The sequence below is a fragment of the Bradyrhizobium sp. 141 genome, assembly GCF_023074055.1.
Taxonomy (GTDB): domain Bacteria; phylum Pseudomonadota; class Alphaproteobacteria; order Rhizobiales; family Xanthobacteraceae; genus Bradyrhizobium.
Genome location: NZ_JADPKR010000108.1, coordinates 1 through 15038 on the forward strand (window position 1 = coordinate 1; position 15038 = coordinate 15038).

General features: G+C 63.0%; 17 protein-coding genes. 13 read left to right on the top strand and 4 right to left on the bottom strand.

The annotated features are described in order from the left end of the window. The first annotated feature begins 74 nt into the window (after positions 1–74). Positions 75–434: a hypothetical protein gene (locus IVA81_RS33720; RefSeq protein ID WP_247326308.1), complete on the top strand. Its 360-nt coding sequence runs from the start codon at positions 75–77 to the stop codon at positions 432–434. A 179-nt stretch (positions 435–613) separates the two neighbouring features. Beyond that, a complete protein-coding gene (locus IVA81_RS33725) occupies positions 614–1054 on the top strand; it encodes a hypothetical protein (RefSeq protein WP_247326310.1) in 441 nt (146 codons plus the stop codon). A 252-nt stretch (positions 1055–1306) separates the two neighbouring features. On the opposite strand, the gene IVA81_RS33730 is transcribed toward IVA81_RS33725, so the two are convergent. The 3 genes from IVA81_RS33730 to IVA81_RS33740 all read right to left on the bottom strand — a co-directional run bounded on the left by IVA81_RS33730 (position 1307) and on the right by IVA81_RS33740 (position 3675). Beyond that, positions 1307–2839, bottom strand: coding sequence for an FAD-dependent monooxygenase (locus IVA81_RS33730; protein ID WP_247326314.1), 1533 nt, complete (start codon positions 2837–2839; stop codon positions 1307–1309). A gap of 227 nt (positions 2840–3066) precedes the next feature. Next, on the bottom strand, positions 3067–3411 hold the full coding sequence (locus IVA81_RS33735) for a response regulator (RefSeq protein WP_247326318.1): 345 nt from the start codon (positions 3409–3411) through the stop codon (positions 3067–3069). A gap of 63 nt (positions 3412–3474) precedes the next feature. Continuing rightward, positions 3475–3675, bottom strand: a complete 201-nt coding sequence (locus IVA81_RS33740; protein WP_247326320.1) for a hypothetical protein — start codon at positions 3673–3675, stop codon at positions 3475–3477. A 582-nt stretch (positions 3676–4257) separates the two neighbouring features. Between IVA81_RS33740 and IVA81_RS33745 the strand changes: the two genes are divergently transcribed. The 6 genes from IVA81_RS33745 (at position 4258) to IVA81_RS33770 (ending at position 8652) form a co-directional block, all read left to right on the top strand. Further along, positions 4258–4431 carry a hypothetical protein gene (locus IVA81_RS33745; RefSeq protein WP_247326324.1) on the top strand — a complete coding sequence of 58 codons (174 nt, stop codon included), beginning with the start codon at positions 4258–4260 and terminating at the stop codon, positions 4429–4431. Then, on the top strand, positions 4428–4727 hold the full coding sequence (locus IVA81_RS33750) for a hypothetical protein (RefSeq protein ID WP_247326326.1): 300 nt from the start codon (positions 4428–4430) through the stop codon (positions 4725–4727). The genes IVA81_RS33745 and IVA81_RS33750 overlap by 4 nt, the downstream gene beginning before the upstream one ends. 60 nt (positions 4728–4787) lie before the next feature. Beyond that, the gene (locus IVA81_RS33755; RefSeq protein ID WP_247326329.1) at positions 4788–5216 is read left to right on the top strand and encodes a GNAT family N-acetyltransferase; all 429 of its coding nucleotides are present in this window, start codon (positions 4788–4790) and stop codon (positions 5214–5216) included. Positions 5217–5461: 245 nt separating this feature from the next. Further along, positions 5462–6730: a CoA transferase gene (locus IVA81_RS33760; protein WP_247326332.1), complete on the top strand. Its 1269-nt coding sequence runs from the start codon at positions 5462–5464 to the stop codon at positions 6728–6730. A 119-nt stretch (positions 6731–6849) separates the two neighbouring features. Next, the gene (locus tag IVA81_RS33765) at positions 6850–8079 is read left to right on the top strand and encodes an acyl-CoA dehydrogenase family protein (protein WP_247326335.1); all 1230 of its coding nucleotides are present in this window, start codon (positions 6850–6852) and stop codon (positions 8077–8079) included. A 9-nt stretch (positions 8080–8088) separates the two neighbouring features. Then, positions 8089–8652 (top strand): flavin reductase family protein, encoded by a 564-nt coding sequence (locus tag IVA81_RS33770; RefSeq protein ID WP_247326339.1) that lies wholly within the window; start codon positions 8089–8091, stop codon positions 8650–8652. A gap of 25 nt (positions 8653–8677) precedes the next feature. On the opposite strand, the gene IVA81_RS33775 is transcribed toward IVA81_RS33770, so the two are convergent. Further along, positions 8678–9586, bottom strand: a complete 909-nt coding sequence (locus IVA81_RS33775) for an NAD(P)-dependent oxidoreductase (RefSeq protein ID WP_247326342.1) — start codon at positions 9584–9586, stop codon at positions 8678–8680. A gap of 165 nt (positions 9587–9751) precedes the next feature. Between IVA81_RS33775 and IVA81_RS33780 the strand changes: the two genes are divergently transcribed. From IVA81_RS33780 to IVA81_RS33800, 5 genes are all read left to right on the top strand, one after another. Further along, positions 9752–10735: an ABC transporter substrate-binding protein gene (locus IVA81_RS33780; RefSeq protein WP_247326344.1), complete on the top strand. Its 984-nt coding sequence runs from the start codon at positions 9752–9754 to the stop codon at positions 10733–10735. A 77-nt stretch (positions 10736–10812) separates the two neighbouring features. After that, positions 10813–12507: a dihydroxy-acid dehydratase gene (gene ilvD, locus IVA81_RS33785; RefSeq protein WP_247326346.1), complete on the top strand. Its 1695-nt coding sequence runs from the start codon at positions 10813–10815 to the stop codon at positions 12505–12507. A 123-nt stretch (positions 12508–12630) separates the two neighbouring features. Further along, positions 12631–13476, top strand: coding sequence for an ABC transporter ATP-binding protein (locus tag IVA81_RS33790; RefSeq protein WP_247326349.1), 846 nt, complete (start codon positions 12631–12633; stop codon positions 13474–13476). Then, positions 13473–14258: an ABC transporter permease gene (locus tag IVA81_RS33795; protein WP_247326351.1), complete on the top strand. Its 786-nt coding sequence runs from the start codon at positions 13473–13475 to the stop codon at positions 14256–14258. Before IVA81_RS33790 ends, IVA81_RS33795 begins: the two co-directional genes overlap by 4 nt. Then, entirely contained in the window at positions 14255–15022 is a 768-nt protein-coding gene (locus tag IVA81_RS33800; protein ID WP_247326355.1) for an ABC transporter permease subunit, read from the top strand. Before IVA81_RS33795 ends, IVA81_RS33800 begins: the two co-directional genes overlap by 4 nt. Positions 15023–15038: the final 16 nt, after the last annotated feature.

Consider the following 15038-nt stretch of genomic DNA (forward strand, 5'->3'; position numbering starts at 1 on the left):
GGCCATACCCCCCCCCAAGCCCCCCTGCCAGCTGGGGCCGTCTCTCCGCCCACGCGTAGTTTCGGAGTAAGCGTATGCGTTCATCGCCATCGATCGTCCCGACTGATCGGCTCGACCGGGACATCTATCTGGTGATTGAGGACTTTGGCGCGCGTGCTGGCTGCGCTTGGCGCGAAACAGACGAGCAAGACACCGACCGCGACACTATCATCCGCGACTTGCTCTCAGGCCAATACACCTATCCGGTCCGCATCGTCGTGTTCAATGCGATTGAAGGCTACGCGCGCGACGCGACCAGCGAGATCGCCGATGAGTTGGCCGAGGCTGTCGCCGGGAACGCCCAGACCACGCCGGCCCTACAAGCCTTTGTCGAAGCCAACGCTACTTGGCCATTTGCCCTTCAGCTGGCGCTACCCCTCCCCGGAGCGGCCTAGACTAGTTCGGATGCTGCGGCCGGATGGATTTGACACGTCGGGCAAAACACTGGCAGAATGGCATCATCGAGACGAGTTTGTTTTCGCCCGCGCCGGATATTTCCGCCGCGGGTTTTTTGCGTCTCGATTCATTGTGAATGAATTGACAGAGAGAGATTGCGCAGATGAATGAAATCGTTATGTCGAAGAACAAGCGCTCCGAAGTTGGATTTGCGAGGGAAGCTGCCCGCAGAATTTTGAAGCAGCGGACCATGACGGAAATCAAATCGCTGGCGCGGACGCAGACCTTGCAGGCCGTGAACACGCTCGTGAACATTATGCGGGACAAGAAAGCCCCCGCGCATGCGCGCGTCTGCGCGGCCAATTCCATTCTCGACCGCGGCTGGGGCAAGTCCTTGCAGCGCATTGCAAGCGAAGACGGCACGCCGATTGAGTTCCTTCACCGGATCGAGCGAGTCATCGTTCATCCCGGCGACCCAGTGAATGATCCAGTGATTGACGCCACTATCGAGGAATCCGTGCGGCGGGTCCCGCTCAGCGTTCTCGGAAGCGTCGGCGCCACCAATGATTTCGACCTTTCCCACGAAGACGTCTGGCTGCAATCGCAGGAGAGCACATGAGCGGAGCCCCACAGAAGCCGCATCAGCCGCGTGTTGAGCCGAGTGCAGAACCCGGGTGGCCCCAATGGATGGCAGATGCGCTTGCATACAAACCCGAAAACCAGACTCCGGAAGCGGGAAAAATGGTCAGCGCAGAAAGCAATGAGCGGCGCAACATTCGGACATTGAGCCGCGTTTCGAATAGCTGATGCCTCGAAAAAAAGCCCGCGGCGATGCCGCGGGCTTCCTTTCTTGGAGGGGCCGACACTTGCGCTACTCAGCAGCCGGTCCGAACCACCGTGTCAGCGCCTCCTCAAGTCCGTCCTGGCTCGCGTCGCCCACCCAGGCCACGTGCCCGTCGGGCCGCACCAGCACAGCGCTGGGCGCAGCGACCCGCCCGATGGCGGGAAGCTCCCATGGGCCGTCATAGGCGGCGTCGACGACACCGATGCGATCCGCCCAGGGCGTGAGGTCGATGCCGCCTCGTTTGCCAAAATCGAGCAGCACACCCCGCGCGCCGTGCAGCAGCGTGAACAGGTTTTGCTTCTGTCCTTCGACCGTCAGATCGAGATCGGGCATGCGCCGCCCCAGCAGCGCGTGTCCCTCGCCGAGATCATAGCGGATGTCGAGCCCGCTCATCATCGCGCCAAAGCGCTTGCGCGGCTCGTCCATGCCGAGCAGTTCGGCGATGGTGTCGCGCGCGGCCTTGCGGCCATCGTCGCCGCGGCGGAGCAGGGCGATTTGCGCCATGGTGTTTTTCAGCACGCGCGCGGCCACCGGATGGCGCTCGGCGTGGTAGGTGTCGAGCAGGCTGTCAGGCGAGACGCGATTGACCACCTGCGCCAGCTTCCAGCCGAGATTGACGGCGTCCTGCACACCTAGGTTGAGGCCTTGCCCGCCGACGGAGTGATGGATATGCGCGGCATCGCCGGCGAGCAGCACGCGTCCGCTGCGATAGGACACGGCCTGCCGGGCCGCATCGGTGAAGCGGGAGATCCACGCCGGGTTTTGCAGACCGAAGTCGGTGCCGTACACGGCCACGAGCGCGTCGCTGAGGTCGCGCTGGGTGGGTGCACCGCTGCGATCGAGGGTTGCTTCGGTCACGACGACCAGCACGCGCCCGCTCTCGGTCTTGCTGAGGCCGTGAAAGCCGAGCGCGTCGTGACGCAAGCCGAATTCCGGCTCCTCGCGCATCTCGACCTCGGCCATGAGGTTGCTGAGCGTCGGATCGAAGCCGGCGAAATCGATGCCGGCGGTCTTGCGCACCACGCTGCGACCGCCGTCGCAGCCGACCAAGTAGTTCGCGCGCAGCGTCTCGCCGCCCGACAGCGAGAGGTCGAGGCCGGTCTCATCCTGCGCAAAGCCCGTGACCTCGCGCTCACGATAGAAGGGGACCGCGAGCTCCATGGCCCAATCGGCCAGGATGCGCTCGATGTGGTTCTGCCGCAGCGCGAGCCCATAAGCGTGCCTTGTGGGGAGGTCGCTGATGTCGAGCCTGGTCCAGGCGAAGCCCGCGAGCTGGACGATCTTTCCTTCGCGCAGGAAGCGGTCGGCGACGCCGCGCTGATCGAGGATCTCGAGGGTGCGCGCGTGCAGACCGCCGGCGCGCGTCTCGACAATCGCCTGATCGGGGCGCCGCTCGACGACGGCAACGTCGACATCGGCGAGCGCGAGCTCGGCGGCCAGCATCAGGCCGGTCGGGCCGCCGCCGGCAATCACGACGGCGTGCTCGCTCCGTGCCGGGTTCCTCGCGCGGGTTCGCTCCGTGCGGCCGCGCGAACGGGAAGTGGGAAGCAGTACAGGCATGTCGTGACCCCTCGGCTTGTTGTTGGGTCGGGGGTTCTACGGCAGAGGCGGGGACTTGAAGCAAGCCGGTTGCGCACCACATATTGAGTTGGGAGGAGGGGCTTGCTGTTCCGCGTCCGCCGCGTTGACACGTCGGGCAACACACCGGCATGATGGCATCATCGACAGAGTTTGGTTCAACCCGCGCGGGAGATGCCCGCTGCGGGTTTTGATTTGCCGGCCGAGGTTCAGCCGGCGCCGGTGGTTCGCTGCATGATGTCGGCGAGTTCCTCGAACGAGAACGGTTTCCGGATCATCGGCAGACCGCCGCGCCGGGGCTCGCGACCCGACAATTGCAGCACTTTCAACTCCGGACGGACTCGCTTTGCCAGCGCGGCCAGTTCATGACCATCCATGCCGGGCATGTTGATATCCGTGATGAGGATGGAGATCTCCTGGTTCTGCTTGAGCCGGTCGAGCGCATCCGGACCGCTTTGGGCGCTGACCACCTGGCAGCCGAGATCTTCCAGCATGCCGATGATCACATCGAGGACGGCGGGATCGTCATCAACGACCAGGACAGTGTGGCTCATCGCGCGAACGTTCCTTGCAACGAATGAATCAACGCGCCGCTCCGCGGGTAGGTTCCGGCGAGCCTAATCGTCCTTCGACAAATCGCCGGGCTTTTCGGGAAGGCTGATGGCGCCGCCTTCGCCGTGCTCGAGGTCGCGATCCCTGTCCCCGGTCTCGCCGGAATCTTCGATGATCGGGTCCTGCATGTCGCGCTTTTTCTCGCGGCGCGGCTTGTCTCCGGGCAGCCTACGCGGTGTCTGCTGTAACGTCGTCTTGGGTGTCATTGGCCGATCCTCCCGATCGGCTAACTTTCGTCGAGCCTACAAGTTCGTTTGACACGTCGGGCAACACACTGGCAGAATGGCATCATCGAAAGACGTTTGGTTCAGCCCGCGCGGAGAAATCTGCAGCGGGCTTTTTCATTCAACGCAGGCTCGTTCAACAGAGGCTTGTTCAACACAGGCTCGTTCAACATAGGCTTTGACACGTCGGGCAACACACCGGCATAATGACATCATCGAGACGAGTTTGGTTCACCCGCGCGGAGCACATCCGCTGCGGGTTTTTTCGTCTCGATTTTCGAGATCGGACGGCGGCGGCGCATTGCGGCCACGCACTCGTCAAACTTGGAGCGCCGATCGGCGCGCCGCCGTCCGAACCATTGCTGGCCGTGCACGCGCGAACGTGCCGGCCCGCGGCGCAGGGCCCATTGCCCGCGCCGCTGCGGTCTCCGGAAGCGACGGAGATAGGGTTCGCGCCCGAAACGATCGCGCTTCGCTTGACGCGATCTGCCGCGCATTTTCTTCTCTGGGAGGGATGATGACCGCCTATCTGATATCGCTCGCGCTTACGAGCCGGACAAGCTGATGGGTTATTGCGTAGCGCTCTACTTCGCAAAGCTCCTGGTTTGGGACAAGGTCCTTGGATTCGGCTCGACGGACGCTCTGGCGGGATTTGCGGCGATCACCGCCAATCTGGTCGTCTCGTTCTACTTCGCCAAGCGTGGCTTCGAGAACGTTGCGAGGATCATCAAGCGGTGAAAATTCAAGACGAAGAGATTCGGGCGATTGTCGCGCAGACATTGGCCGAGCAGCAAAGAGTTCAGCAGGAGAGCGTCGATGCCATCGTATTGAAAGCGGTGGCGTCAGTCCTGGCCTCGTTCGGGATCGAAGACGATGACCGGAAAGAGCTGAGAGCCGACTTCCAGCACCTGCGGCGTTGGCGAAAGAGCGTGGAGCAGGCGCAGAGCTACACCTTCAAGGCAGTGATCACGGTGATTGCGACCGGCCTGATGGGGGCGGTCTGGCTCGGTGTCAAAGTCGTGCTGGGCAAGTGACCTCGACGCCACGGAATCGGCGTCGCGCACTCAGGATCACCCCTGCCAATAGGCTATCCCATGTACAGAATTCGGATCGTCGATGCGGACGATGACGAGACCGCTGAGATTCTCGGTGATTTGCATCGGCTGACATTTTTCGATGGGGCCGCCATGCCGCAATTCGATTTGGGGGCGTGGTGGATCGCCTACCACGGTGATGACGCGGTCGCCTTCGCCGGCGTCGTGCCGTCGACGCATGCGCGGAACAGCGGATATTTCTGCCGGGTCGGGGTCTTGCAGCGACATTGGGGACGGGGACTTCAACTCAGGCTGATGCGAGCGATCGAAGTGCGAGCGCGACGCCTCGGATGGGACAGCATCGTCTCCGATACGACGGACAATCCGGCATCTGCCAATAATTTCATCCGTGCGGGTTATCGGCTCCACGAGCCCGAAACGCCTTGGGCCTGGTCGCATACGCTTTATTGGCGAAAGTGGCTGCGCTGAACAATTGCAGTGGGTTTCCCGTCATGCGGAACGTGACTTTCTCAAACTAGCATGGCTGCGCGAGGCGCGCGTGGCTTCCCTATGCTCGGAAATGTCCAACGGCCCGGCAGCTTGACGGCTGCCGGGCCGTTTCTGCGTTTCGGGATGAAGCGAGCGAGGCACTTGCGAAGTTGGCGGCGCCGGGCTTTAAGTTTGCTCTTGCAGGAAATTCGGCGGCCATAAGCCGATGTAAGGGAGCGCTATCGATGCCCAACAAGCCTCAATTGCCGGAACGTTCGCCGCGGGCGATGGGAGGGCTGACTGCGCTCGATGGTCTGCTGGTCGTCGATTTCACGCGTGTCGTCGCCGGTCCGGCCTGCACCCAGACCCTCGCCGATTTTGGCGCGCACGTCATCAAGATCGAGAATCCCGACGGCGGCGACGACACGCGCGCCTATGAGCACGCCGAAATTGGCGGCGAAAGCGCGGCCTATCTCAGCTTGAACCGCAACAAGCGCGGCATTGCACTCGATCTTTCGGTGCCGGAGGCCCGCGAGATCGCGCTGGATCTGATCCGCAAGGCGGATGTGGTCGTGGAGAATTTTTCAAGCGGAGTCATGAAGAAGTTCGGGCTCGACTATGAGGCGGTCGCGCCGCTCAATCCACGGCTGGTCTACTGCTCGATCTCCGCCTATGGACGCTCCGGACCGTTCGCCTCGCGCCCCGGCTTCGATCCCATCACGCAGGCCGAGAGCGGCTTCATGTCGCTCAACGGATTTGCCGATGGCCCGGCGGTTCGCACCGGCCCGCCGATCGTGGACATGGCGACGGGGATGTCTGCCTGTAACGCCATCCTGCTGGCGCTATTGGCGCGAGACCGGCTCGGCCGCGGGCAACATGTCGAAGTCGCCTTGTTCGACGTCGCGATGGGGATGACCGGCTTCTACGGCATGGCTTATCTCATCAACGGCGAAAACCCCGGCCGGTTCGGCAATTCGCCCAGCGGGTCTCCCACCGTCGGCGTCTATGAGGCCTCCGATGGGCCGCTCTATATGGCTTGCGCCAACGATCGGCTCTATCGCCGGCTCGTGGTCGAGGTGCTGAACCGGCCAGATCTCATCACCGATCCGCAGTTTGCCACGCGCAAGGCCCGCTCCGAGAACAAGGAGCTCCTGCGCGCGGCCATCGCGGGGGTCTTTGCCGGCGATACGCTCGAGAACTGGATGGCGAAGATGAAGCAGGCCAATATTCCGGTCGGCTATCTCCGGACGGTGGAGGAGGGGTTCAACGCACCCGAGGCTCGCGAGCGCCATCGCTTGAACCGGATTCCGCACCGTACAGCGGAATGGGTGCCCAACATCGAGCCGCCGATCACCATGAGCCTGACCGGCGCGATCGATCCCGTTGCGGCCCCCCTGTTAGGTGAGCATACCGAGGACGTCTTGCGTCATATGCTCGGTTATGACGAGCGTCGGGTCACGGAGTTTACCCGGAAGGGCGCCTTTGGCTCAGGCAAACCCTCGGCGCCAGGTTAAGCAGTCCTCATGGCACCCGGCATCGCCCGGAACGCGAATCGATGCGTCGCGATGCCAGCTGCATTGGCTTGATTTGGCGATCGGGCGGCCGCATAAATGTGTGAAAGCGAGGGACACGAATGGCGCCTGGTCGAAAGCCGAGCATTGGGCAGCCCACCGGGCCGGACGCCGGCGAGCACGCCCATGCGGCAATGATCGCGAAGGCTAGGGCCCTGGTGCCGCAACTACGAGAGCGGGCGGCGCGGACCGAGGAGCTGCGGCATCTGCCGTCGGAAACCGAGAGGGATCTGCACGACGGTGGTCTGTTCCGGATGCTTCAACCGGCACGGATTGGCGGCGCCGAGCTTGACTATGTCGCCCTCGTCGACTGCGCTGAGCTGCTCGGACAAGCGGACGCGTCGGTAGCCTGGAATCTCGCCAATCTGGCGAGCCATCACTGGATGCTCGGCATGTTCGAGCAGAAGGCGCAGGATTTGGTCTGGGGCCGCGATCCAGACGCGCTGATCGCATCCTCGTTCATTTTCCCCGCCGGACGCGCCACTAGAGTCGAGGGCGGATACCAACTGCACGGCAGTTGGCCATTCTCCTCCGGCGTTGCCTCCTGCGAATGGAACATGCTTGCAAGCGTGGTCTACTCCGACGACGAGGCTGACGGCATCGAGTATCGCATCTTCCTGCTGCCGAAAGGCGATTACAAAGTGCTGGACACCTGGAACGTCGCGGGACTGCGCGGGACGGGGTCTTGCGACGTGGAGGTCAGGGATGCCTTCGTGGCTGACCACATGACGGTCGCCGTCGGCGATCTCGCCGGCGGTCCGACGCCGGGAAGCAAGATCAATCCAAATCCGCTGTATGCGCTCCCCGTATTCTCGCTGTTCCCATACGTCCTCTCCGGTGTCGCGCTGGGTAATGCGCAGGCGTGCCTCGACGATTACACCGAGGTCGCACGTCATCGCATTTCGACCTACAACCGCGCCAAGCTGAGCGATTTTCAGAGCACTCAGATCAAGATCGCTGAGGCCTCGGCGAAGATCGACGCCGCGCGCCTGATCATGCGGTCGGCATGCCTCGATGCCATGGAGGACGCGCGGCGCGGTCACGTTCCCGACATGGCGACCAAGACTCGATATCGGCGCGACGGATCTTTTTCAGTGAATTTGTGTACGGACGCGGTCTCGATGCTGTTTGCCGCGAGCGGCGCGCGCGGCCTGTTCACGACCGGAGTGTTGCAGCGGCAATTCCGCGATGCTCACGCGATCAACTCGCATCTCGCATTCAACTTCGATGCGGCCGGGACCAATTATGGACGCGTGGCGTTGGGCCTGCCGTCCGAAAATCTCACGCTGTGAGCCCGGCCGATGAGTGATCTGCCGCAGCAGCCCCGCGTTCCCGATCCCGCCAACGAGTTCGCGAGCGATAACTCGCAGATCGATCCCCGCGACTTTCGCAATGCCCTTGGAACCTATGCAACGGGCGTGACAATCATCACGGCCGCAGCGCCTGACGGCAAGCCCTACGGGCTGACATGCAATTCGTTCGCCTCGGTGTCGCTGAATCCTCCTCTGGTCCTGTGGAGTCTGGTCGTCTATTCCTCGAGTCTGACCATCTTCCAGAACGCCAGCCATTTCACGGTCAACGTGCTTGGCGCTTCGCAGCAGGCGCTTGCGAGCAAATTCGCCAAGTCGTCGGACGACAAGTTCACCGGTGTGGACTGGACGCCGGGCCTCGGCATGGCGCCGGTCCTTGCAGAGAGCGTTGCCAATTTTCAATGCCGTTCCGTGAACCGCTATTATGGCGGCGACCACGTGATCTTTCTCGGCGCGGTCGAGGCCTATACCTACAACACGCGGGAGCCGCTGCTCTTCGCGCGGGGAGCGTTCGGCCGATTTCTCGCGGACGACGAGCGCAAAAAGTCACCCTAACGTGCTTCAGGCCGCGCTCGATGGCTTAGCGCTCCGCCGCTGAAAGCTTGTAAATTTCCAGCGCGTCCGCTTCAGCGCCGCGCGCGGCCTTGGCCAACCTGAAGAGCTGGCCCGCAAGCGAGGCCATCGGCACTGGCGTCGACGTCGCCTGTGCGACATCGGCAACCGTATCGAGATCCTTGAGCATCGTTGCGATGTGACCGAGCGGCGGGGAGTGAATGCCCTGGACCATTCGCGGCACGAAGAGCTGAAGCGGGATGGAATCCGCAAAGCCGCCGGCGAGCGCTTCAGGCAATCGGCTGGCGTCAATTCCGGCGTTCACGGCCAGGCGCGTGGCCTCTGCGAGAACGGCCATCGCGCATCCGACGATCACCTGATTGCACAGCTTTGTGGTCTGGCCAGCGCCGGTCGGGCCCATGTGGGTGAACCTGCGCGCCATGGACAGCACATAGGGCCGCACCCTTTCGATGTCAGCAGCTTCTCCGCCGGCCATGATCGCAAGCGTGCCTTCCTCGGCGCCCTTCGTGCCGCCGGAAACTGGTGCATCGATCCAGCCGGCGCCATTGGCGTCTTTCAGTCGCTTTGCGAGGTCCCGCGCGGCGTCGGGATGTATCGACGAGAAGTCGACGACAAGCTTGCCTGCGCCGGACGCCGCTGCCAGCCCCTCGGGCCCGAAGATCACCTCTTCGACCGCGGTTGCATCCGTCACGCACATGAAGGCGATGTCCGAGTTCACCAGGAGATCGCGCGGCGTGACTGCGCGCTTGGCGCCGGCTTCGACGAGCGGAGCCACCTTGCCCTCCGAACGGTTCCAGACAGTGACCTGATAGCCGGCCTTGAGGAGGCGTCGGGTCATCGGCGTTCCCATCAGCCCCAGGCCGAGATAACCAAGCCTCGCGGCGCCTTGCGGGTTCGCCTTGCTCGCATCAGCCATAGGTTGCCTCCTTCTGTCGCAGCGCAACGCCGCTTTACCATACTTGCGCGCCTAACGGCGAAACTGCCCGGTTCGCATGGCTTGCCTGATTGTTTGAACCATGAAACATTTGAGGCGGTCGGGTTGGATGGCGCCGGTCGGCGCCGGAGCAGCGGAGTGGGCACGATGCGAACCGTTTCGAAGTGGATCCTGGCTTTGGGGGCGGCGGCGGCCGTGAGCGCGGCGGCAACCTCGTCATGGGCGCAGCAGACGATCCGCGTCGGCTGGACGATCCCGGCCGAGGAATCCAAATACTGGATGATGCGCCGTCCGGCTGAGTTTCCCAATCTCGGCAAGACCTACAACATCGAATGGACCCAATTCCAGGGCACTGCGCCGATGACGCAGGCCTTGGCAGCCGGCGCGCTGGACTGCGCAACGCAGGCACCGCTGTCGCTCGCCAACGGCGTGGTCGGAGGCAATCTCAAAGCCTACATCGTGGCGCAGCACGTGTTCGAGAAGCCTGGCGGTTTCTCGGTCTATTGGGCCGTCATGGATGACTCGCCCATCAAGACAATCGCCGATCTCAAGGGCAAGACGGTCGGCATTTCCGTGATCGGCGGCGGCACGCAAGGCCCGTTCAACCTGCTGCTGAAGCAGAATGGTGTCGATCCAACCAAGGACATCAAGCTGGTCGAGGTCGGCTTTGCCGTCTCCGAGGATGCGCTGCGCCAGGGCCGTGTCGACGCCGTCAACATGAACCAGCCGTTTGCCGCGCGTGCGGAGGCGAAGGGTGGCACAAGGAAGCTGTTCTCGCTGTCCCAGGCCATGCCGAACATCGTGCATATCCTCGAAGCCTGCCGCGCCGATTTCGTCGACAAGAACCCCGAACTGGTCAAGACCTATGTTCGCGATATCACCTCGGGCATGAAGAAGGCGCTGGCCAATCGCGAGGAGACCTTGAAGGTCGTCAATGAAGTTCTGAAAGCACCCATTCCGGTGCTCGAGACCTACCTGCTCAAGGACAATGACTTCGGCCGTGATCCAGGCGCGGCGCCGAACTTCCCCGCGATCCAGAAGATGCTGGACATCTACGCGGAGACCGGAATGCTGCCGAAACTGGATGTCGCGCAGTTCAAGCATCCGGCGATCGTTGCTCCGCTGCAGTAGGCGAGCGGGCGAACGATCCGAACGGGAAGCTTGCGGCGTCCCGGATGATCCGGGACGAGGCACGAGAAGATGCACGCATGAAGAAGTTGCGATCACGAGTCACGACAGACGGCCTCGACCGGGCTCCGCACCGGGCATTCATGCGTGCGATGGGACTCGACGACGCTGCGATCGCCAAGCCGATGGTGGGCGTCGTCAGCATGAAGGGCGAGCAGACGCCCTGCAACATGACCCACGACTTCCAGGTGGCTGCGGCCAAGACCGGAATCGAGGAGGCCGGCGGCACGCCGCGCGAATTCTCAACCGTGTCGGTTTCCGACGGCATCAGCATGAACCACGAGGGAATGAAGTTCTCGCTGTTTTCGCGCGAGCTGATCGCCGACTCGATCGAGGCCGTCGTCCATGGACTGGCCTACGACGCGCTGATCGGATACGGCGGATGCGACAAGACGCTTCCCGGCGTGATGATGGGCATGGTTCGTTGCAACGTGCCGTCGATCTTCATCTACGGCGGCAGCTCCCTGCCGGGCCGCGTGGATGGGCGTACGCTGACGGTGCTCGACTCCTATGAGGCCGTCGGCAGCTTCATGACCGGAGAGATCGACGGCGCCACGCTCGAGCGGATCGAGCGCGCCTGCCTGCCCACGATCGGCGCGTGCGCCGGCCAGTTCACCGCGAACACGATGGGGATGGTCTCGGAGGCGATGGGACTGACCATCCCCAACGTCTCGATGGTTCCCGGTGTCTATGCCGAACGCGCACAGATTTCGCGACGCGCTGGACGCCTGATCATGGAGATGCTGGAGCGCGGCGGGCCGTTGCCGCGCGACATCGTGACGCGGAAATCCCTCGAGAACGGCGCGGCGATCGTTGCGGCGACGGGAGGCTCGACTAACGCTGCGCTGCATCTGCCGGCGATCGCGAACGAGGCCGGCATTGCATTCGGGATCGACGATGTGGGCGAGGTCTTTGCCAGGACGCCGCTGATCGGAAATCTGCGTCCCGGGGGCAAATACACGGCAAAGGATGTCTACGATATCGGCGGCGCGGCGGTCGTGATCCGTGAGCTGATCCAGAGCGGCCATATCGACGGCAGCTGCCTGTCCATCACCGGCCGCACACTTGCCGAAGAATATGGCGCGGCCAACGCACCCGATGGAGAAGTTGTGCATGCGGCCCGCGCGCCGATCATGCCAGACGGCGGCGTGGCGGTGCTGAAGGGAAATCTCTGTCCCGACGGTGCGGTCATCAAGGTCGCAGGCTTAAAGAGCCAGTTCTTCGAAGGCGTGGCGCGTATTTTCGAAGACGAGGAAGCTTGTGTCAAAGCTGTTCGTGATCGCAGCTACAAGGCGGGCGAGGTTCTCGTGATCCGGAACGAGGGGCCGGTCGGTGGTCCCGGCATGCGCGAGATGCTCGGCGTCACCGCGCTGATCTACGGGCAGGGCATGGGCGAAAAGGTGGCGCTGATCACCGATGGCCGGTTCTCCGGCGCGACCCGCGGCATGTGCATCGGCTACGTGGCTCCCGAAGCATTTGTCGGAGGTCCGCTGGCGCTTGTTCGGGACGGTGACAGGATCCGGATCGATGCCGCAAACCGGCGGATGGATGTGCTGCTCGATGAGCAGGAACTCACCGCGCGCCGACGAGATTGGAAGCAGCGTCCGCCGCGTCACCGTGCAGGTGCGCTTGCAAAATATGCGCGACTGGTTGGGCAGGCGCCGGGCGGGGCCGTTACGCATGAAGGCCCGGCAGAATGGCCGTGGTTCGGATGACGCACTGCACCGGAGCGAAAACGGCCGCCTGTCTGGCAGGTTTCTTGCTAAGCTCGTGCCGCTGACGGAGAACGTTCGGCAGGTTCGTCGAGGAATGTTCGCGCGAGTGAGACGAGAGACGGGATGACGGTAGTGCCTGCGAGATCGAGCGAATGGGTGAGACCGGTGACATCACGAGAGCCGGCTTCTGCGATCATCGAGATCGACCGCGTCTCGCAGGTCTTTCAGACCTCGGCGCGCAAGGATCATGTGGCGCTTTCGGACATCTCGCTGACGATCGAGGAGGGAGCCTTCGTCTCCATCCTTGGTCCGTCCGGTTGCGGCAAGTCGACACTGCTTTATATCGTCGGCGGTTTCGTCAGCCCGACCAGCGGTACGGCGAAGATCAAGGGCCATGCGATCACGGGGCCTGGTCCGGATCGCGGACCGGTGTTCCAGGAGTTTGCCCTGTTCCCCTGGAAGACCGTGCTGGGCAATGTGGTGTACGGCCCGCGGCAGCAAGGTGTACGCGCCGCCGAGGCGGAAGCGCAGAGCCGGACCTTGATCGAGATGGTCGGCCTCAAGGGCTTTGAGAATTTTTACCCCAAGGAATTGTCGGGCGGCATGAAGCAGCGCGTGGCGCTGGCGCGGACGCTCGCCTACCATCCCGAAGTCCTGCTGATGGACGAGCCGTTCGGTGCGCTTGACGCGCACACACGGACGCGCCTGCAGAACGATCTTCTCAACATCTGGGAGCGTGACCGCAAAACGGTGCTGTTCGTCACCCACTCGGTCGACGAAGCCGTCTTCCTTTCCGACAAGGTCGTGATGATGTCGAAATCTCCCGGCCGCATCCGGCAGGTGATCGACATCGATCTGCCGCGTCCGCGCCGCCGCAACGAGCTGTTGCTCGACTCGCGCTATCAAAAGTACGTCGTCGACATCGAGCGAATGTTCGATGACGGCGACGAAGGCGGGCCTGCCTCATGATGTCGCCGGCCGCCTTGATCAGACGAGCCGCGCCGGTGCTGGCCTGTCTCGGGTTGCTCGCGGTGTGGCAGGTCGCCTCGCTTGTGCTGAAGAACGACAGCTTCCCGACGGCGATCGATGCGATCCGGGCGATTCCGGATATTCTCGGCGACAAGGAATCGCTGATCAACATCCTGGCCTCGCTTCGCCGTATGGCGATCGGGTTCGGGGTGGCCGTGCTGGTCTCGATTCCGCTGGGCCTGTTGATGGGACGCAGCAGGGGTGTTGCGGCTTTCTTCAATCCACTCTTGATGGTGATTTATCCGGTGCCCAAGGCCGCCTTGATGCCGATCATCATGCTTTGGCTGGGCGTGGGCGACGTCACCAAGACATTGGTGATCTTCCTGGGCGTCAGCCTCCCCGTGATTTATCACAGCTTTGAAGGCGCAAAGGCGGTCGAAGAGAAGATGCTGTGGTCGGGTGCCGCGATGGGGCTTTCGCCCGCGCAACGCCTGGTGCGGATCGTGTTGCCCGCGGCGCTGCCGGAAATCCTGACCGGCTGCCGCACGGGACTGGTGCTGGCGCTGATCACGATGATCACCAGCGAGATGATCGCCCGTCAGTCCGGCGCCGGCAACATCCTGTTCAATGCGCTCGACATGGGCCAATATGACACCGTCTTTGCGATGATCATCATCGTGGGTGCGATGGGAATCTGCCTCGATGCGATTTTTGAAAGGGTTCGTGCCAGGCTGGTGCGTTGGTCCGAGCCTCAGTTCGACATGCCGCTGAGCTTCTCGTGATGTCGCGCCTTCTCTCACCAAACATCCTTCTTGGGATTGCCCCGATCGTGCTGATCATCGCCTTGTGGCAAGGTCTGGTGTCATTCGGCTTCGCGCCCGCGGTCTTGCTGCCGCCGCCGGGCTTCGTCTTCGGCCGGCTGCTCCAGCAACTCGTGACGTGGACGTTTCAGCAGGAGATCGCCGCAACCCTGATCCGGCTGTTTGCAGGGTTCGCGATTGCGGTCGTGCTGGGTGTCAGTATCGGCATCGCCGCCGCCGCCAGTCCGGCCATCAACGCCGTGGTTCGGCCAATCGTGCGCGTATTGGCGCCATTGCCCAAGGTCGCGCTCTATCCAGCATTGCTACTGCTGCTCGGCTTCGGCCACGGGTCGAAGATCACATTGGTGGCCGCGGACGCACTCTTTCCCATTCTGCTCTCGACCTATTACGGTGCGTCGACCGTCGAACAGAAGCTGATCTGGTCGGCGATGGCGGCGGGTACGCCGCGCACCGAAATCCTTTTCAAGGTGGTGCTGCCGGCGGCGATGCCGTCGATCCTGACCGGATGCCGGATCGGGCTTGTCATTTCCTGCATCGTGGTGTTTCTGGCCGAGATGATCACGTCGACGGACGGATTGGGGCACGCGCTCGTGACCGCGGCGCGAACCTTCCAGGCCGTCGACATGTTCGTGCCGCTGATCACGATCTCGCTGCTGGGGTTGATCCTGAACGGCCTGCTCGGGGCGCTGCGCTCGTATCTGCTACGGGGCTTTCCCGAAGCGTGAACTGACCAAGAAGAAA